The organism is Sphingobacterium sp. UBA1498 (genome assembly GCF_002325125.1).
Classification (GTDB): domain Bacteria; phylum Bacteroidota; class Bacteroidia; order Sphingobacteriales; family Sphingobacteriaceae; genus Sphingobacterium.
Genome location: NZ_DCRG01000018.1, coordinates 39148 through 60085, shown reverse-complemented (window position 1 = coordinate 60085; position 20938 = coordinate 39148). Strand labels below are relative to the sequence as shown.

Here is a 20938-nt window from a genome sequence, read left to right as displayed (position 1 = left end):
TTATTATTGCGTTTCATCTGTTAGTTTTTTTTCCCGTCCATCGGAAGGGACTTCCCATTGTTAAATCAATTAATAGCCTGGATTCTGAACGAGGTTAGGGTTCTGATCAATTTTTGGTTGCGGGATCGGCAGGCGGTAAGAGTTTTTTGTAAAAGGGTATACCTGAGCTTTTCTCCCTGCGTCTTTTGCATAAACAGCATTCATAACTGGCTCTACCTTGTCTAAGCGCACAAGATCAAACCAACGCTGTCCTTCGAAAGCCAATTCTAGTCGGCGCTCTTTCAAATAAGCATCCAATAAAGCATCCTTATTTGAACGTACCGCTGCAGATAATTTAGGCAGTTTAACGCGCGTACGAATTTTGTCTATAATGTCGGCAGCTCCAGATAAATCTGATCCCTGTTGAATTAATGCTTCTGCTTTCAACAACAATAGATCAGCGTAACGAAGTTTAACAATACTATTAAATGCAGACCGCAACTTAAACATGAATGGGTAATTATTTGAAGGATAATAATTACTCCAGGTTGTTGAATAATAAACGATCGATTGGCCCAAACGAATTTGATCTCCCTCATTCGTATAGGTCTGTATCAAATCCCGAGACGGAGTTACCCATTTTGCCCAGGTAAAGTTATTATCATAATTGGACAAATCACGTCCAAACATCCAGGTGGCCCAATTACCGCCTCCAGCTGTAAACTGTGCTTCTAAAATAGATTCTTTCGTATTACGTTGTGCAAGATCCGTATTGCTTGCGTTCATCGCATACAAATCTGAGTAATTAGGATTTAGGTCAAAGCCATCTGCAGTCAGGGCATCAACAAATTGAACGACTTTACCATAATCCCGAATTGGTTTTTCGGCATAGATCTTTGCCAACATAGCACGCGCTACGGATTTAGTAAATAAGGTCTTATTGCCGTTATTGTTAGTAGGTGCATCAGCCAATCCATCTAGCAGATCCCTTTCAATCTGCTTATAAGCTTCTTCTTCGGTAGCTTGTTTTGGAAAATACTGTGGATAAACTTCATTGACATTATCTCCGGTAATATCGGGGGCAATGGTGGTAATCACAGGGATCGATCCGAATATACGGACCATATCAAACATGGCCAATGCTCTGAATAGTTTTGCTTGTGCCTTATACGTTCTAATATCTGTATCGCTCAGCGATTTATCGGCGACACTATCCACATAAATGATCAAGCGATTTGCGCGTCCAACGTCTTCCAGGTATCTTCCCCAATCGCGGTCAACGACAGAATTAGAACCTTCAATAGAATTGTTCTCAAAAGGTAAAACTTCCGCTCCGGTCGTTCCAGCATAGGAATTGTCGGCGTGCGAATCTCCAATCAAGAGCAGGTCGAGGTACCAATGCTCTTGTCGATCTTTCATCTGTTGATATATTCCAGCCAAATAGGTTTCCACTTCGGTCCTATTTTTAAAAACAACCTGTGTTCCTGTCTCTGTTTTACCCTGACTCACATCCGAATAATCCGAAAGCGGATCACGATTCAGCGAACAGGAAAATAAAAACAAAGAGCCCGTTAGCAAAGAAAGCGTATTACTTATATATTTTTTCATGATACAGACAATTAAAACTCAATATTAAGACCTAAAACAAATGAACGATTCTGCGGATAGGTTCCCCAATCAATACCTTGGATTCTAGCATCGGATCCGCCAGAATATTGGTTTACTTCCGGATCCATGCCCGAATATTTGGTCAAGGTAAATAGATTACTTACGGATAGATAAGGCTGAATTTTGTTGATACCAATCCGTTTCAGTTTTTCAGGCGTGATAGAATAACCCAAAGAAACATTTTTCATGCGCAGATAACTGCCATCTTCGACGAAATAGCTTGAGTTTTTCATATCGAAACCTGCTTTTGGAACATGCGTAATTTGTCCAGGTATCCGCCAACGATCCAATACCACTGTTGTTTGATTGCGACCGTCATACATTCCTTCTGTTTCCATACGACTGGCATTGAAGATATCATTGCCATAAGTCCCCTGAATGAATATACTTAGATCGAAATTCTTATAAGAGAAGCTGTTTGTCATACCGTACACAAACTTTGGAAGCGGATTACCGATATAGGTACGGTCGCTTGATGAAATCTTACCATCGTCATTCAGGTCACGATACATGAGTTCACCCGTTTCAGGATTTACACCATCTGATAGATAACCGTAGAATCCTGCAAGCGATCTCCCCGGCTCATTTTTTACCACGAAGTCATTGACATAATCGTTTGTCTTGACATCATAATACACCTGTTGTAAATCCAATTGCTGTAGTTTATTTCTGTTGAAAGAAATATTAAAATCTGTGTTCCAAGTTAAATTCCCGGTCAGATTCTTTGAATTCACCGCAAATTCAAAACCATGGTTGTTCAGACGGCCGCCATTTCTCTGGATCGTGTTTGCTTGCTGTCCTGCAGGTAGACTTGCATTCATTAAAAGATCTTTGGTATCCTTGTTGTAATAATCTGCACTGACGGTTAATCTATTGCTCAACATGGTGATATCAAAACCTATGCTGGTGGTACTTGTTGTTTCCCAAGTCAGGTCTTTCGCTCGTAAGATTGTTGGTTTGTTGATATTGGGCAATGAATTTTCTTTTCCTTCGACAAACCACTGTTGACGCTGGATACCGCTTAATTGCAGATACGCATAATCGCCTAATCCGTATTGGTTACCCGTTTGTCCCCATCCACCGCGAATTTTAAAATCATTAATCCAGGCAATATCTTTCATAAAGTCTTCCGAAGAAATTCTCCATGCAGCCGAAACCGATGGAAAATATCCCCAACGGTGTTCTGGGCTAAGCTTCGACGAACCGTCTGCACGCATATTCGCAGTCACTAAATACTTGCCATCATAATTATACATGGCGCGAGCAAAATAGGACATAATTCCCCAGTTTGATGCCGTAGATCCTGTCCTGTCCCAAGAAATCTTATTGGCAGCATTCAGCGTTTCAATGATGCCATTTGCATAGTTTGAGCCAAAAATCTCACTTCTAGCGTACTTAGAATCTGTCCAGGAAGAACCACCCATTGCTTCCAGATTATGCTTACCAAAGCTTTTGCTATACGTTAAGATATTATCCCAAGTTAATACGGTGTTTGTATTACGCATGTCGGAGGCCTCGCCAAATTGATTTCTTCCCCATGCTGTGGTCCAAGGATCCAGGAAGGTAGTCATAATGCCCGATCTTCGATCGAATGAAAACGAAGTTTTCCAAGTGAAGTTGGGCATAAAAGAAACCAATGCACTTCCTGTGGCGACAATCCGATTTTCTCGGTTATTATTATTTTTTGTCCGCGCTAAGTTTTCCAAAGGACTGGTGATGTTGCTGATCCCATAGAAATTATTATAGAATCGATCCGGATTTGCTAGATCCCATACCGGCGCATAAGTGGGTGTTGTAATCACGGAGGTAACAACACCGCCACGATTAGATCCCAAGCCCGAGGTAATGCCATTATCATTGTTATCCGAATAATTGATATTCGCATTGACCTTTAACCATTTTCGAACCTGATTGTCAATATTAGCACGGAAATTATACCGTCTAAAGAACGAGCCTTGTAATGTCCCTTTTTCATTCAAATAACCGCCACCCAGATAGTAACGGATTTTCTCATTACCATCCGAAATTGATATTTGATGGTTTTGCTGAATCCCTGTTTTGTAGGTCTCTTTAAACCAGTCGGTCTGATCCAACAATCCTTCCGGAAGATTGACTAGGCCGATCTCATCCTGTAAATCTTTGTATTGGCTGGTATTTAAAACCTGGACAGTGTTATTGACAACATTGGCTGTCCATTGTGTTCCAAGCGTTATTTTTGCTTCACCAGCTTTACCGGACTTGGTCGTTACTAAAATAACGCCATTCGAACCGCGAGAACCATAAATGGCGCCGGATGAAGCGTCCTTTAGAATTTGGATATCCACTATATCATTTGGTGACAAGAATTTAATATCCTCAACAGGAACCCCATCAACGACATACAAAGGAGTAGTATTGCTATTAAAAGATGTTATTCCGCGAATTTGTATTTGAGGTGCTGCACCTGGTTGACCACTCGGCTGAATAACAGTTACCCCGGCCGCTTTGCCTTGAATAGCTTGGCCAAAATTAGTAACGGGTCTCTTCTCTAGATCTTTGGTAGAGACAGAAGAAATTGCAGTTGTCACGTCTTTTCTTTTCACACTACCATAACCGATTACAATGACGTCCTCAAGCACATTGGTAGAAGAGTTTAATTGGACCACCATGGTACTATTGGCAGGCACTTCTTTGGTATCGTATCCAACAAATGTAAATTGGAGTGTACTGCCCGTACTAGCTGACATTTGAAAACGCCCATCTCCGTTACTGGAGACTGCATTGCTACTTCCCTTCTGTGTAATGGTTACCCCAGAAAGTGGTTTCTGATCATTGGCATCCAGGACACGTCCACTGATTTGGATCCGGTCTTGGGCAAACACCAAATTCATCAAGGTGAACAGGAAAGCCAACCCCATAGAAAAGGCAACTTTTCGTGTAAAGTAAATCATATGAAATAAAAAATTGGTTATTGTTTCATCTTTTGGTTATTCCAAAAATGGCAATGAGTTTCCCCTGCTTCATTGCTCAAAACAAAACTAAGGTCGCCTTGATACAGAAAAAAGAGCGAGTACTTAAAAAGTACCGGTTAAAAAACACAACAACCTAATAATAAGATTAATACAAAAACCAGAGCGCTTTAAAAAGTACCTAAATAAGCGAAAGAATCGAATTATCAACTGTTTTTCGGTATAGAAAACTGCGTCTACGCACGGTCAATTACCGCAATCTGGCAGACAGCAGCTTCAAAGGCGTCCCGATTTCCGGCAGCTTTATTACGTACCTTTGTTCTATAATTATAAACAGTCCGAAGAGAATAACGCAGGAAGCTTGCAATCTTTACCGAATCATCAATGCCCAATCGAATTAAGGCAAAGATGCGAAGTTCGGTATTTAACAGCTCTGTCTTTTTGGGGTATATCTTCTCGTCCTCCTGGAGCAAAGCATTGAATTCATCAACAAAGGTTGGATATAAGTTTAAGAAAATACGATCAAAATTAACATACAGTTGTTTTACCTCCCGTTCCTCCATTTGTGTTGACTTCAACTGCTCACGAAGAGCATCCCATTGTTGATTTGTAGCTTTCTTTAATAAAACCTTTCTAATATCTTCCATTTTATCGATATAGCTGGAGCACATATCAAAAAATTGAGCAATATACTCTTCTTTGATGTGGTTGGATTCCGATAATTTAAGGTTAGTCTGATTAATTTCTTTATTTAATGATCGAAGCTGCTGATTTGTTGCTGAAAGCTGTGATCGTATTCTTCGCAAATGTTGCACCTGTCTATAAATAATAAGGAGTGCAATGATGACACCAATCAATAAAATACTGACGATAACAACTAAGCCAACCAACTGCTTATTTTGACTACTGATTTTCTGCTGATAGGCTGCATTGATGATAGGATATGAAGAGGTACCTTCGATAATCCGATACCGGACTTTACATAACATTGCATCGTCAATTGCTTTTTCGATAAACTGAAAAGCTCGGTCAAAATCTTGCTGATCATAATATGTTAGGGCGAGGTCGTGAAAAGATGCGTTGTCACGATTAGCCATTTCAATATCAGCACTCGCCGATATGGAAAGATAATAGATTTGACTTTTTATATCCTTCTCATACTTATATATGAGTCCCATAAAATACGCTATCAGGGCGCGCTGCTCAACATCCTTCTTGTTTTCATTCCAAAGCATTAACAGTTGTCTTTTAGCATCCTCACGATTACCGTTGAACAACGTTTTTATGGCAATGGTGGTACGATATTCCAAGGAAGACTTTGGCAGTACCGTCAACAATGAATCACGGTACTTTTCACTTGCCTGATAATACTCTGATCGATTATTGCTCTGACCATAATGGCTATAGAAAGAGCTGTAGGTATCATAATACTTTGCCAGGAGATCCCTGCCAAGATGAGCTGACTCGACTTGCTTCAATAATTGTGCGGCTTCGATGTATCTTCCGATAGTGGAATATACCCATGCCAAATCGAGATGAATCACTGCCTGTAAAGAATCATTATCTAGCGGAGCCAGTTTTTGACACAGTAAAATATAAGAAAGCGCTGCGTCAGAATCAAATTTCTTATAATTTTCAAAGATTTCGTAGTTTTTCTTCAAAAATTCAGCAGGATTACTTTCGAGAGCTTTTGCTTCTTGTTTCAGTTTTTCCAGCTTATCTTCACGATTTTTGACGTAAATCTTTTGGTTGTCCATTAAATATTCCAAACGTTGTAAAACGCCAATACTATCCGAAGTCACTTGGGCAGATAGGTAAATACTAAAATGAAAGAAAAGTAGGAAAAGAAAAATGCGCTGCAACATACTAAATCGGTTCAACATTCTGTTGCCTAAACTACATAAAAATAACTACAAAACATGCATGACTTTGCAGCGACCATTAGCAATGACAACAAACTTAATGTTCTTTCTACCCTCTAACATGAAGGACTATCAGAAAAAAAAGAGGACGTCTCACGACGGCCTCTTTCCCTGACCTTTTTGGGTCCAAGAATTAACAAGTTAATTCTTTATCGCATGAAAAATAGTTTTCCTATTGAAATAAAAATCTTATTGCCAGCCCCCTCCTAGGGCTTTATAGAGTAGAATCTGGTTTAACGTACTCTCTTTCTCCAGCTCCACTTTTCCAACTTGGGCTTCCAAAGATTCTTTTTGAGCCGTCACAACATCCAATGATGACACCCTCCCGGCAATAAACAGCTCTTGGGCAGCTTCAATAGATAATTCCAATGCCTGAACATGCTCATCTACGAAATTACGTCGTTTGACGATTGCCTCTTGCGTCATAATTACATTAGAAACCTCATTGTAAGCATTTAAAACCGTTTTTTCATAGTCCACAAATGCTATTCCATAGTCTGCTTTAGCAATCTCATACTGCGTTTTAAGCTGTCTTTGATTAAATAAAGGAAGTGTGATACCGCCAAAAAGATTATAAGCAATAGATCTATCCAAGTTAAATAGCTTACCAAAGCTAAAGCTCTGTAATCCTACAAATGGACTTATTGCAACAGAAGGTAGAAATGCCAGACGTGAAGCTTCTTGGCTGTTTGACGATGCAATCACCTTGAGATAGGCAGCTTTAATATCCGGACGTTGATTCACGAGGTCATCTGGTGTACCAAATTGCATGGCATGATATAAATCTGCATTTTCGGTATAGGTACTTCTTACAATCGGTTGATAAAAGCGTCCCAGTAATCCATTGATATGATGTTCCCACAAAGCTATCTCTTGAAGTAACTGCTCCTTGGCCGCTTTGGAGTTGGCTAATAAAGCCTTAAATTGCTGTACAGATAATTCTGTTGCATAACCAGCATCCTTTTTTACCTCAACAACTTCTAATGCATTTTTATGCAAGGCAATATTCCGATCGTATACCTTTATTTTTTGGTCCAACGCTATCAGTTCATAATAAGCCGTGGCAATATTGGAGACCAGCTCTGTTTCTAAAAGGCGCTTACCTTCCTGTTCAGCTAAAAAGCCAAAATAAGCTGCTTGTTTTTGGCTCTTCAACTTTCCCCAAAGGTCAATCTCCCAGGAGGAGCGAAGTCCTATAAAATAATCTGGAATAAAGGGCTCAGGCAATTTTTCATCACTTTTCAGGTTTTCCGAAAAATTTGAATCGTAGTTACCTATTCCCGATTCTGTATAATGTCCATATTTCCGTATTCCACCTTCCACTGCAGCTTCAACGGTTGGCCCTAATGCCGCCTTACGCTGTTTAAAATAAGCTTGTGCAGATTCCAGTCGCAAGATCGATTGACGAATATCCATATTATTCAGCAAAGCAGAATCAATCAGAGAAACTAATTTTGGATCCCTAAAGATTTCCTTCCAGGACCTGCGGCCTACATTTAAACTATCCGGCGAAATGTTTTTGGAAAATGAGGTCGGTACATTTACTTTCTCGGGCTGATGGGCCTTTTTAGGCACCGAACAACTACCCAATAAAATAAGTGCGGCTATGACTAAAGACGCTTGTTTGACCACTTGTTTCTTATTATCCTTTTTTGAAAATAAAATCACTAATCCAGGGATGACAAGAATCCCAAGTATGGTTCCGATAAGCATCCCGCCTACCGCAGCGGTACCAATACTCCGATTGCCCAATGCTCCGGCTCCACTGGCCATCATTAAAGGAATCAAACCTGCTATAAATGCAAAGGAAGTCATTAATATGGGACGCAAACGGGCTACCGCTCCTTCAATTGAAGCTGTCACGATATCCATTCCCTGCTTATATTTCAAATTGGCATATTCCACAATCAGGATAGCGTTCTTACCCAACAAACCAATCAGCATCACCAATGCTACCTGCGCATAAATATTGTTTTCCAATCCGAAGACTTTCAAGAAAATAAATGCACCAAAGATCCCTGCCGGAAGACAGAGGAGAACCGGTAAAGGCAACAGAAAGCTTTCATACTGCGCACATAACAACAGGTAGACAAATAGAAGACATAGGGCAAAAATATACAAAGCCTGGTTTCCAGAAATCTTTTGCTCACGGGTCATACCCGACCATTCAATACTATAGCCTTGCGGCAAAGAAGAAGCAATTTTCTCCACTTCTTCAATGGCTTGACCTGAGCTGAAACCTGCTGAAGACTGCCCTGTGATCATGGCTGAACTAAACATATTATAACGCGTTATTTGTTCAGGCCCATAAATTCTTTCCATGGAAATAAAGGCATTGTAAGGTACCATCTCACCTGTCTCATTCTTTACATATAGGCGCAATACATCTTCTGGCCGTTGGCGATATTCGGGGCCAGCCTGAACCATCACTTTATACATTTGTCCATAGCGAATAAAGTTTGTTGCATAAAGACTTCCCATCAAGGTCTGCAGGGTATTCATAGCATTTTCTACTGATATCCCCTTTTTTGCAGCCATATCGTAGTCAACCTTCAGCATATATTGCGGGAAGTTCACATCAAAGCTGGAGCTGATATCCTGAAGGACCTCGCTTTTCTCCATATCGTCCATAAACTTCTGCAGCACCTCTGCCGTTTTATTGAGATCCTCATTACCACTTCGATCCAAAAGTCGCAACTCAAAACCCGACGAATTACCAAATCCCGGCACCGTTGGCGGCGGAAAGAAATCAATCTGTGCATCAGCAAAATCCTTGGTTTTATCGCGTAGCTCCTTAATGACATCATCGACAGTCTGGTCCCGCTCTTTCCAAGGCTTAAGGTTAATCATACCCATTCCGTAGGAAGCTCCTGATACTTCGGTAACAATACTATATCCTGACAAGGTAGAAACAGTTTCAACAATATCAAGCTTTCTTGATACGGAGTCAATTTTATCCAAAACGCGTTCTGTGCGGTCTACAGTTGCACCCGGCGGTGTCGTTACCGCGACATAGATCATCCCTTGATCTTCTGTTGGAATAAATCCAGAGGGTAAGATGGCACTACTGCCCCAAGTTGCTACAAAAAATCCTCCCAACAAAAGAAGTGTCAGTCCGCGCCTTGCACTCGTTTTTACCAAAATACCTTTATAGCCAAAGGCTGTTTTATCATAGATTTGGTTGAATTTTTTAAAGAAACGGTCCAACCAGTTATTCGTTGGTTTACGGTCGTGTGGCGATTTTAGGAAAAGTGCACACAACGCAGGAGTCAATGTTAAAGCGTTGATTCCAGAAATAACAATAGCTGCTGCGAGTGTCAGCGAAAATTGACGATAAAATATTCCGACCGGTCCTGAAAGAAAGGCTACTGGAACAAAAACAGCCGACATAACTAAGGTGATGGCCACAACGGCACCACCAACTTCTTTCATGGCTTCCAATGTTGCCTCCATGGGTTGGAGATGTTCCTCTTCCATTTTGGCATACACAGCTTCCACGACAACAATACCATTATCTACCACAATTCCTATCGCCAATACCAATGCAAATAAGGTCAACAGATTGATGGAGAAACCGAGCATCTGCATACAAAATAGTGCGCCAATCAAACACACGGGCACGGCCAAAATAGGGATAATTGTGGCTCTAAAATCTTGCAAAAAGATAAATACCACAATAAAAACCAAAAGGAATGCCTCTAATAAGGTTTTGATAACAGAGGATATTGAAGCATCCAAAAACCGCGACACATCATATCCCATCGTATAGGTCATGCCGGTCGGGAACTGGGTCTGTTTCAGCTCTGCCATCCGATCCTTCACACGCTGAATAACCTCCTGTGCGTTTGATCCAGGCAATTGCTTTAACATGATGGAAGCCGAGGGCCGACCATCGGTCTTTGACACCATTTCGTAATCTAATGAGCCAAATTCAACATCGGCAACGTCTTTTATACGAATAATGGAGCCATTTGCCGTGGCGCGAATAGGAACGTTAGCATATTCCTCAATTTCAGTGAATTTACCCGGATAACGCAAAACATATTGTTGCATATTACGCATTTTATCCGAGCTGATACCTGTTTGACCTGGCGCGGCCTCTATATTCTGTTTGCGTAATGCAGCAACCACCTCCTCAGCAGAAATATTATAAGCTGCCATACGGTCAGGCTTAACCCAAACACGCATCGCATAGTCGCGCATCCCCATAATCTGAGCAAGTCCAACCCCCTCAATACGTTTAAGTTCCTTTAGAATGTTAATGTCCGCGAAGTTGTAAATGAATCTTTCATCTGCCGTTTCATCGTCCGTAAAAACATTCAGATACATCAACATCGAATTGACCTCTTTCTCTGTAGTAACCCCTGCTTTAATTACTTCCTCGGGTAGTTCATCCAATACTGTTGTAACGCGATTTTGTACGTTTACAGCAGCGATATCTGGATCCGTGCCGACTTCGAAAAAGATCTGAATCACTGTGCTCCCGTTATTGGTAGACACCGAGTTCATGTAAGTCATCCCTGCAACACCGTTAATTGCCTTTTCTAAAGGAATAGCAACTGCATTTGTACTCACTTCGGCGTTAGCTCCTGTGTAATTGGCATTGACGACTACAGAAGGTGGAACAATATCCGGAAATTGTGTAATGGGCAATGTAAATAAGGCCAACAGACCCAAAAGTGTAATAAACACCGAAATAACCAACGACAGTATAGGCCGTTTTATAAATGTTTCAAACATAATCTATCCTCCGCTACAATTTCCTCATTTTTGGATTAATCTTCATTCCACTCCGCAGTCCTTGCACTCCTTCATAAACAACTTTGGCATTGGAATCCAAACCTCCGTCCACAATGTAATAATGGCCCACACGGGGGCCTGCACTAAAAGGTGTCATTTTAACGGTACTATCTGCCTGTAGTGTATACACATAGGTCTTATCCTGAATCTCAAATACTGATTTTTGATGTACAAAAGTGTGCTCTCCTGTCTCCATAGGTACCGCGATCTTACCAGTTGCACCGTGTTTTAGGATATGTTCGGCATTTGGGAATTGGACCCGAAGGGCAATCGATCCTGTATTGGCTTCAAACTCACTTTCAACAAGATGCGCAATTCCTTCATGTGGATAAAGCTCACCATTGGCTAAAATTAATTTCACCGACTTTTGCGTTTCTTTGCCATTCAGCTTATCGCGCATAAGTGCTAGATACTCCCGTTCAGAAATATCAAAATAAACATTCACTTTGCTGAGGTCAGAGATTGTTGTTATCAAACTTCCTTCGGTCAAAAGAGATCCCTCACGTAGTAAAATACGGTCTATACGGCCGTCAAAAGGAGCCCGTATAACCGTATAATCCAATCTTGTCTGTGCCTGATTAACCAACGCACGAGCTTCCTCTATTTTAGAATTGGACGCTTTTAGCTGAATCTTTAATAGATTATACTCCGAAGGGCTCACAATATTCTTGTCAACCAATTTTTGAGTTCGTTCCATCTCCAGTTTTATCTTTTGAGATTCGGCAATAGCATTATCATACTGTGCTTTGGCTTTGGCTAATTCTGAACGGTATTCCTCATTATTATATTTAAATAATAGCTGTCCTTTCTTTACCCAGACGCCTTCATCAACATAGATTTTATCCAAAAATCCATTCAGTTTAGAGCGAATCTCGACGTTTTTTAAGGCTTGAACATCAGCAATATACTCCTGGTAAACAGTAGTGTCCATCACCATCAAAGATGCAACAGGGATATTTTTGAGTTCTTCTTTCTGATCAGCGTTAGCATTAGAGGAGCGGCATGATGCCAGCATCCCAACCGCACCAAGTAAAAGGCACAGTATCCGTAATTTGTTCATAGGGAAATAATCTTCTTTTTAGTGGTCACTATGGAATACCCAATTAATTTTCATCCATGTAGGCGTTTACCAGACATGGGTATTTCAAACGATAATAAAATGTAAAATGTTAAATTCTCTTGCTAGCCATTAAATTTCAATGACTGAAGGGATCATGTAAGCAAAGGGACTACGATAACTTCATCAAGTCTGAGTTGTACGCTATAACCTCGGTCGTATGACGCACAAAAACTGTCATACTTTTCAACTTTAATGAAATGTAGCTTTGAATGAAAAGATAAATAGAAAATAGTTAGAACGGTCGAAACCGGTATAGGAACCGATAGTAACCCGGCCGACAGATGGTTTTAGAACGGTAAAAAGGATGTTCGTCATCCTTTGCAAAGCATAAAGCGGTAAAAACAATACCGAAAACAAAAATGAATATTGGTAACACTTGACTATTGACGGCAAATATGCGATAATCGTCCTGCAACAGCACTTTTTCCTCATGGGAAGATTGAATAGGATCCAAATCCAATACATCATCTAAAAAATACTCCACAATAGTCTCACCCGCATGCACAACCTGTCCCGTTGCTGACGAGAAAGAATCATACGTCAACAAATTAAGGTATGCAAAGAGTATTAACAAATGAAATATTTTACCTAACATATTCTAATTAAGAACCACAAAGGTATGATTTTAAATACCCAAGATTATTGTATTCATGTAAAAAAACCATGACAGCCTCAAAATTAACTATCATGGTTTTCAAATACAACTCAATTTTCATCGATTGTTAAGAACTTTTAACGTTCAATGAAGTCGCCGGATCTTCGTATAGATTAGAGCGCACGGAACTTATTGCTGTAGTAATTTTATTTCTTATCTATGTTTTCACGACTAAAGGAATACGGAGCGTCCTCTTTTTTTGTACCTCTATTTTTATTTGGGGCATCGCTCATTTTGAACTGAAGGTTGGCACCCTGCAGTAAGTCTTTATAACGGATATAATTCCTGTCATAAGGTTTTCCATTCCAGGAAAGTTGGTCCACATAAACCTGATTTCCCTCCTTTTGCTTAGCTTCAATCAGCACTTTTTTACCGTTTTCAAGACTTAGGGTCACCTTATCAAATTGTGGAGAACCGATCACATATTCTCCTGATCCGGGTGAAACGGGATAAAATCCCAATGAAGAAAAAACATACCACGCCGAGGTCTGCCCATTGTCTTCGTCTCCACAATAGCCATCCGGTGTGGGCAAATAGAGTTTATCCATTATTTTACGTACCCAATATTGTGCTTTCCATGGCTCTGCAGCATAATTATAGAGGTAGGGCATATGTTGAATCGGCTGATTACCATGCGCATACTGCCCCATATTCATCACCTGCATCTCACGCATTTCGTGTATCATACCGCGACTCTTCATCCCCTCATAACTCGGAATAACAAATACGGTATCCAACATGGATACAAATGACTTATTACCACCCATTAAATCAATTAAACCTTGAGGATCGTGGAATACACAAAAACTCCAATGCCAAGCATTTCCTTCCGTATATTCTCTTGACCAAGCACTCGGGTCAAAATTGGGAACGAATGAACCGTCGGCATTTTTTCCGCGCATCAGTTTAGTACTTGGATCAAACAGATTTCTATAGTTCATTGCCCGTTTGGCATAAATAGCTGTTTCCGCCTGGGGTTTACCCAACATTTTACCAAACTCATAGATACACCAGTCGTTATAAGCATACTCCAGTGAACGCGCTACATTTTGGTCGACCTTTACATCGGCGGGGATATAGCCTAATTTGTTATAGTATTCATAACCAAAACGGCCAGTAGATGTGTGTCTGGGATAGGCATTATTGGCACCATGTTTCAATGCTTCCCACAATAACTCTTTATCATATCCCTTCCGACCAGTAATTAACGCATCCGCGACAATAGACGCAGAATTGTTTCCAATCATCGATGCGCGGTGTCCTGGCGAAGCCCACTCAGGAAGATAACCGCTCTCTTTATAAGCATTTACCAAGCCTTCTTGCATGCGATCGTTCATAGAAGGGTATAATAAATTCAATAGTGGAAATAAACTGCGGAATGTGTCCCAAAAACCTGTATCTGTAAACATTTCTCCAGGTAACACCTGGCCATTGTAGGGGCTATAGTGAATACGGTTACCCCTTGCGTCGATCTCCGAAAAATCTCTAGGGAAAAGTGTTGATCGGTACAGACAGGAATAAAATGTACGCAGCCTGTCAATATTATGGTCTTCAACTTGTACACGTCCCAGAACGTCATTCCACTGTGCTTTACCTTCGTCAATAACCTGTTGAAATGTCTTCGACTCAACTTCTTTCAAATTAATTTCTGCCTGTTCAAAACTTATAAAAGAGGAAGCGATCCGAGCAATGACTTTCTCGCCTCTCTTCAGGGAAGGGAAGCCAACGACTGCTCCGGCGTGATTATCCTGAATTTCCAATTCATCTGTTCTTATCGCGCCGCTTTTAACAGCAGCTTTGTAGGAAAAAGGTTTATCAAAAGTAACGACGAAATAATTTTTAAAATTATCCGGAACGCCGCCGCTATTCTTTGTTGAATAACCGATGATCTTATTTTCCTGAGGAATTACTTTAATATAAGAGCCCTTATCAAAGGCATCGACGATAACGTAAGCACTATCTGTTTTAGGAAAGGTAAACTGGAAGATTGCCGCTCGTTGCGACGGAGACAATTCAGTTGTTACATCGTGATCTGCGAGATAAACACTATAATAGTAAGGTTTTGCAATTTCGGCTTTATGTGAAAACCAGCTTGCTCGTTTCTCCTGATCAAATTGCGGAGTTCCCGTGACAGGCATGATTGAAAACTGCCCATAATCATTATTCCAAGGGCTTGGTTGATGGGTTTGCTTGAACCCTTTGATTTTATCTGCAGTGTAAGTATATACCCAGCCGTCTCCCATCTTGCCCGTCTGTGGTGTCCAGAAATTCATACCCCATGGCCTTGCGATCGCAGGATAGGTATTCCCGTTAGACAATTCATACTTCGATTCGGTACCGATCAGAGGATTCACAAAATCAACCGGTGAGGGCTGCTGCGCCATAGCTGCATGAATAGCGCATAGAAAAAGAATGCTACCTGTAAGTTTTTTAATATTAAACATATTTATGCTTTTGGGTTGAACGTCATTAAGAAAAAAGCTAAAACGTATTAGTAAATATAGGGAAGAAATTTAAATATAACGGATTGACCAGCTGTTTTTCACAAGATGGTTACAAAAAATCCCACAATCAAATGATGTGGGATTTTCATTTTAACTACTACCATCCAGGATTCTGACCCAAGGAGGGAGACTTTTGGATCTCTGAATTTAATATAGGAAACAGATAGTGAGTTGGCGCCGTAAAGACCCTACTTTCTACAAAGAAACGCTCCATTCGATAACGCTTATCTCCAATTTGAATTTTACCATTTGCGTCTTCGACAGCCCGCATACCATTAATCATATTCTGAAGTTTCGGATAGCTTGTATTACCATTTTTCCAATAATTAACACTGCGTTCGTTATTCGTACTACCTGATGCAGTAAAGGTTTGATATTTAGATTTCTCCGCCGAACTACTTGGTTCTAGATACAAACGACTATCAAAGGCTCTCTTGTTCTCGTAAAAGAATTCAACCCTTCGTTCACGATAAATGTACTCACGCATCAAATTTTTATCAGCAAGTGTTGTCAAAGGCATGGGCGCCATAAAAGACCTAGCTCGTACCTGATTAACTAAATCATAGATCTCCTGTGTTGGTCCATCAACTTCATTAACTGCTTCGGCGTAAATGTAAATGAAGTCTGGTAAACGCCATACTGGAGGCGCACTGATGATAACACTCCCATTCTTATTCCAAGCTTCCTGCAAAAATTTTCGTAAATAATATCCTGTTCGGGTCGCATTATTAGCGCCAATCTGATCAGCACCACTGGCAATATTAGTCTGAGAAGGATTATTGTTACCTCCTCGAAATGCAGCTCCATGGAATATAATATCACGATAAAAACGTGGATCCCTTTTGACTGAAGTATATGGGTTGCCATCATCGTAACCATCTTGTTTAGCCTTACCACTATAAATAGGATAACCAAAACCATCCGGAGAGAGGTACTCATATTCATCGACCTGCTCCTGCACCGGCATTTGGCGAGCCCCCCCGCCGCGGCTTGGTGGGTATACATCTCCAAACCACCCTTCGCCCTTGTAGCGGGTAAAAAATAGTACATACTCATTTTTGAAGGCCTCCATATCATAAAACATTTGCCATAAACGAGTGTAAACCGTTGAATTGCTGGTATTTTGCCCCCCACTATCGCCAAAATCGGTATTTGAATACTTTTGATAAAGACTATAACGTTTTCCTCCAGCAACCTTGCTGTCCAAAACAGCCTTAGCGGCCTCTTTAGCTTTCACCCAACGTTGCGGATCATATGTGGCATATTCGGATTCAAACTTACGTGTCCCATTGTAGCCTTTTGCCGCAGATCCATTCCAAAGTGGTGTAGCGGCCATCCAACGCGCCTCCGCAATCAGCCCAAGACATGCACCTTTATCAATACGCCCGAAATTCTGTCCCTCCCATCTCTCGGGGACAGCATTATATGCTATTGTCGCATCAGCGATAATTTTATCGATAACCTTATGTACTGATTCTCTTTCGAAATTCATATTTTCAGTAGCTGTGATGACATGGTCTATATAAGGTATTTCACCATATATACGAACAGCCATCAAATGAAAGTAAGCTCTTAAAAAGTAAACCTCTCCTACACGCATAGGCAACGACCCCGGCTCCAAAATGTCATCGGGCGTGCTGTACTTCTTGATCCCTTCCAAAATAATGTTTGTTCTACGGATGCCGTCAAACATGCTATTCCAAAACTGTCCATTGTCTCCTGGCAATTCATTGATATTCCAATCACCATTGTTATATCTGTTTGTAATATTTCCCTCTACTGTCGATCCCTCTGCCTCATCAGTTATTGCAGCACTCGAAAAATGATAGAACCAAGAAATAGGCTGATTTACACCCTTAGCTTTAGCATAAACATCCGTAACTAGCTGATTAACTTTTTCATATCGAGTAAAAACCTCATCTTCCCTGATTTGATCATCAGGTAATTTATCTAAATATTTGTTGCAGCCTACGATTAAAGAAAGTACAACAACTGCCATAAAAAAAAGTATTCTTTTCATATTTACACATTCATAAGGTTAGAAATTAAGATTTAACCCAAAGTTGTAAACTTTCAAAATCGGGTACCAGTAACCACTTGTATTTCCCATCTCCGGGTCTATACTTAAATCCTTGAGACCTGACCAAGTAAATAAATTCATTCCTTGGGCGTAAACACGCAATTGGTTCAAACCAATTTTTTTTATAAGATCCTTCGGTAGATTATAGCCAATCTCTATATTTTTAAGTCTCAAATATTTAGCGTCATATAAAAACAAACTGCTATTGCTATTTTTGTTATTCTCTGAATTACCGATATGTAATGCAGGATAGGTAGCTGTTGCAGCAGTTTCTGGTGTCCAGCGCCCCAAATGAATTGGTCGAACAGAACCGAGTTTGTCCTGATCAAAAGTTGGGAAATCCCAAACTGCAGCATCTTTCAACAAAATGGAGGAATTTAATGCACCTTGAAACAGAAGGCTAAAATCAAAGCCCTTATATTGTAAAGAGATTGGTAAGCCAAATTGAATCTCCGGGCTCCTTGGATTCCCCATAACAGTTCGGTCTCCTAAGTCGGTAATCTTACCATCACCATTCAAATCTTTATAGATCACGTCTCCTGGCCCCACTTTTCCCCAAGGCTGAAAATTACTCTGATTTACTTGATCCGCCTCTGTTTGATCTTTAACAAAATGATCAAAAACATAGACAAAATTTTCATAAAGTCGCTTGCCTGTTGCCTGCCTATACTCATATTGGCGTGGAACTTCTTGTCGGTAGATCAACTTGTTCCTAGAAAAGGTAAAATTAGGTTTCACCGAAAGTCGAAGATTATCCCCGATCATATCAGAATAACTCATTTCAATATCAATACCTCGATTTCGGACTTTTCCAATATTGATCAATGGTGATGTTTTTCCAACCACACCTGGAAAACCAATATCATCCGATCCTAATTCGGTAATAATGTCATAACGATAATCTTCAAAGACATCCATGCTAAAATTAATTTTGTTCTTTAAAAATCCCATATCAAGACCGATATTCGTTTTTCTAGATTTCTCCCATGTTATATTTTCGTTTGCCAAACGCCCTTCACGCACACCACTTAGCCCATTATTAAAATTCTGTTCGCCAAAGCTATAACCATCCCCCCCCTGGAAAAATGCCAAGTATCCAAATCGGGCATCACCGGGCATTTTATCATTCCCAACGAGTCCCATAGATGCCCTAAGCTTCAAAAAGCTCAACCAGTCTTTCGTAGTGGACATAAACTTCTCTTTACTAATTACCCAACCCAATGCTCCCGCAGGAAAAAAGCCATAACGCTTTCCTTCGATAAAATTTTCAGATCCATTGTAACCAAAGTTAAATTCTGCTAAATATTTTTCGAGATAATTATATGTAAACTGTCCTGTCATACCTTGATAACGAATATCAACACTTGCTCTTGAATTTGTCGCATCATAGACAGACTGGCTTGAGCGATTAAAAAGCAACATCCCCGTCACATTATGCTTATCATTAAATAGCCGGTTGTAATTGATTTTTCCTTGAATGAAAGTTCTATTAAATGGACTACTTTGCGTAAATGAGTTCCCAACAGTTTGATCAACTGTATACTTGTTACCATTTCTATAAGTGCCTTCATAGTATTGTGGGTTCATAAATAGATCTATACCATCTGTAGGTTGAAAGGTGGCGTAATTAGGATACACCCTATAGCCTTCACTATATGTACCAAGTTCACGTCGAACCCACTGTTGTTCACGAGCATCATAAGAAAATATGCCATCGACAGAAAGGCCTTTAGTAATGAAATCCATATTCCAGCCAACAGCAAAACTCCCTTCCAGATACGTATTTTTCTCCGTATGATATCCAGACCTAGTCAATTCACCAAGAACATTAAACCGATAAATTTGATTGCCAAACAGCAATCCAGAGGGATTATTCAACAGATAGCCCTGCGTAGAAGGCTGACTATTGGCGTCAAGAACAATAGGCAAATACGGTGGCTGCGTCATCGCCAGTGTCATTAATCTACTAGCAGAAGTTCCGGGTGATGTTCGATTGGTAATTCGCGCACCCAAATTGAGTTTAACCCACAAGTTTTTTGTGATGTTGACGTCAATATTGGATCTGAAATTATAGCGCTGAAATTTAGGAGATACATTATATTTCGATAAATCAACATGATCATAATTATTTTCCTGCCCCATATATCCACCCATAACGAAATATTTCGCCACATCATTCCCGCCTCGTATGGATAGATTGTATTCATGTTGAGGCGCTGTTCTGAAGATATAATCAAAATAATCCCAATTATAACCTCGACCATCAGAATTATCCCCCTTTGCGCTTCTAAATTTATCTATCGCCTCCTGACTAAATAATTTTAAATTATCAATATTTCCACCCGATAACCTTGCATCATTCGTTAAAGCCTCATTATAAAGCGTTGCATAATCAGCAGATCCCAAAAGCATCGGCAACTGTGCTGGTGTATTTAAACCATAGGAAGCTTTAAAATCAACAGTTGCCTTATCAGCAGATTGCCCCCGTTTTGTCGTAACCACGATAACACCATTTGCTCCCCTTATTCCGTACGGAGCAGTAGCCGCTGCATCCTTCAAAATCGAAACTGTCTCAATTTCATCTGGCGCCAAATAACTCATGTCGCGTTCAATTCCATCGACTATCACAATAGGGGATTGATTCCCATATGTAGACTTACCCCGGATAAACAGTTCAGAACGATCTACACCAGGTTCGCCACCTGCATATTGGTTAACAACTAGGCCCGGCAATCTTCCGGCCAGCATGTTGTTAATATTTGCTGCAGGACTTTGAACGAGATCCTTGGTCGTGATCGTTGCAACAGCACCGACCACATTTCTTTTCTTCTGTGTCGTATACCCGACAACAACCACATCTTCTAATGCTTTTACATCCTCTACAAGACTAACTTGTAAAGTTGTCCTACCTCCCGCAATAATTTGTTGAGGTTGAAATCCAACGTATGAAAAGGTCAATAGAGCATCCTTATAAGGAATTTCAATTCGGTATCGACCCTCGGCGTCGGTTTTTGTGGATTTCCCGCTTGCCTTAACAATAATTGTAACACCTTGCAAGACTTTACCTGTCGAACTGTTTACAACTGTTCCTTCTACAATAATACCTTCTTGTTGGAAATTGGTGTAGCTAGCTGCAGCTTTTGAATCCATATGCGAACTAAAAGTACCACATACAGAAATCGTAAGAAATAATGGAATCACCTTTCTTTTCATAAATAATATTAGTTATTGGTTTACTAAATCAACAATTGGTCGTCAATGA

General features: G+C 40.3%; 9 protein-coding genes. All 9 read right to left on the bottom strand.

The features are described 5' to 3' along the window. Nucleotides 1–69: 69 nt before the first annotated feature. Nucleotides 70–1587 carry a RagB/SusD family nutrient uptake outer membrane protein gene (locus tag B3139_RS10290; protein WP_293882563.1) on the bottom strand — a complete coding sequence of 506 codons (1518 nt, stop codon included), beginning with the start codon at nucleotides 1585–1587 and terminating at the stop codon, nucleotides 70–72. Nucleotides 1588–1598: 11 nt separating this feature from the next. Continuing rightward, nucleotides 1599–4577 carry a SusC/RagA family TonB-linked outer membrane protein gene (locus tag B3139_RS10285; protein ID WP_293882560.1) on the bottom strand — a complete coding sequence of 993 codons (2979 nt, stop codon included), beginning with the start codon at nucleotides 4575–4577 and terminating at the stop codon, nucleotides 1599–1601. 254 nt (nucleotides 4578–4831) lie between these two features. After that, nucleotides 4832–6460, bottom strand: a complete 1629-nt coding sequence (locus B3139_RS10280) for a DUF6377 domain-containing protein (RefSeq protein WP_293882557.1) — start codon at nucleotides 6458–6460, stop codon at nucleotides 4832–4834. 246 nt (nucleotides 6461–6706) lie between these two features. Beyond that, complete coding sequence (locus B3139_RS10275; RefSeq protein ID WP_293882554.1) at nucleotides 6707–11257, bottom strand: efflux RND transporter permease subunit; 4551 nt, start codon at nucleotides 11255–11257, stop codon at nucleotides 6707–6709. Nucleotides 11258–11270: 13 nt separating this feature from the next. Continuing rightward, complete coding sequence (locus B3139_RS10270; protein WP_209577457.1) at nucleotides 11271–12377, bottom strand: efflux RND transporter periplasmic adaptor subunit; 1107 nt, start codon at nucleotides 12375–12377, stop codon at nucleotides 11271–11273. Between the two features lie 292 nt (nucleotides 12378–12669). Further along, nucleotides 12670–13032, bottom strand: a complete 363-nt coding sequence (locus B3139_RS10265; protein WP_209577455.1) for a hypothetical protein — start codon at nucleotides 13030–13032, stop codon at nucleotides 12670–12672. Between the two features lie 206 nt (nucleotides 13033–13238). Further along, nucleotides 13239–15536 carry a GH92 family glycosyl hydrolase gene (locus tag B3139_RS10260; RefSeq protein ID WP_293882550.1) on the bottom strand — a complete coding sequence of 766 codons (2298 nt, stop codon included), beginning with the start codon at nucleotides 15534–15536 and terminating at the stop codon, nucleotides 13239–13241. A 157-nt stretch (nucleotides 15537–15693) separates the two neighbouring features. Next, nucleotides 15694–17616: a RagB/SusD family nutrient uptake outer membrane protein gene (locus B3139_RS10255; RefSeq protein WP_209577451.1), complete on the bottom strand. Its 1923-nt coding sequence runs from the start codon at nucleotides 17614–17616 to the stop codon at nucleotides 15694–15696. Nucleotides 17617–17634: 18 nt separating this feature from the next. Beyond that, on the bottom strand, nucleotides 17635–20889 hold the full coding sequence (locus B3139_RS10250) for a SusC/RagA family TonB-linked outer membrane protein (protein ID WP_293882546.1): 3255 nt from the start codon (nucleotides 20887–20889) through the stop codon (nucleotides 17635–17637). Nucleotides 20890–20938: the final 49 nt, after the last annotated feature.

Excerpts from the sequence above, each read along its gene's own strand:
- B3139_RS10290 (WP_293882563.1), bottom strand. The coding sequence starts at position 1,587 with ATGAAAAAATATATAAGTAATACGCTTTCTTTGCTAACGGGCTCTTTG.
- B3139_RS10285 (WP_293882560.1), bottom strand. The coding sequence starts at position 4,577 with ATGATTTACTTTACACGAAAAGTTGCCTTTTCTATGGGGTTGGCTTTC.
- B3139_RS10280 (WP_293882557.1), bottom strand. The coding sequence starts at position 6,460 with ATGTTGCAGCGCATTTTTCTTTTCCTACTTTTCTTTCATTTTAGTATT.
- B3139_RS10275 (WP_293882554.1), bottom strand. The coding sequence starts at position 11,257 with ATGTTTGAAACATTTATAAAACGGCCTATACTGTCGTTGGTTATTTCG.
- B3139_RS10270 (WP_209577457.1), bottom strand. The coding sequence starts at position 12,377 with ATGAACAAATTACGGATACTGTGCCTTTTACTTGGTGCGGTTGGGATG.
- B3139_RS10265 (WP_209577455.1), bottom strand. The coding sequence starts at position 13,032 with ATGTTAGGTAAAATATTTCATTTGTTAATACTCTTTGCATACCTTAAT.
- B3139_RS10260 (WP_293882550.1), bottom strand. The coding sequence starts at position 15,536 with ATGTTTAATATTAAAAAACTTACAGGTAGCATTCTTTTTCTATGCGCT.
- B3139_RS10255 (WP_209577451.1), bottom strand. The coding sequence starts at position 17,616 with ATGAAAAGAATACTTTTTTTTATGGCAGTTGTTGTACTTTCTTTAATC.
- B3139_RS10250 (WP_293882546.1), bottom strand. The coding sequence starts at position 20,889 with ATGAAAAGAAAGGTGATTCCATTATTTCTTACGATTTCTGTATGTGGT.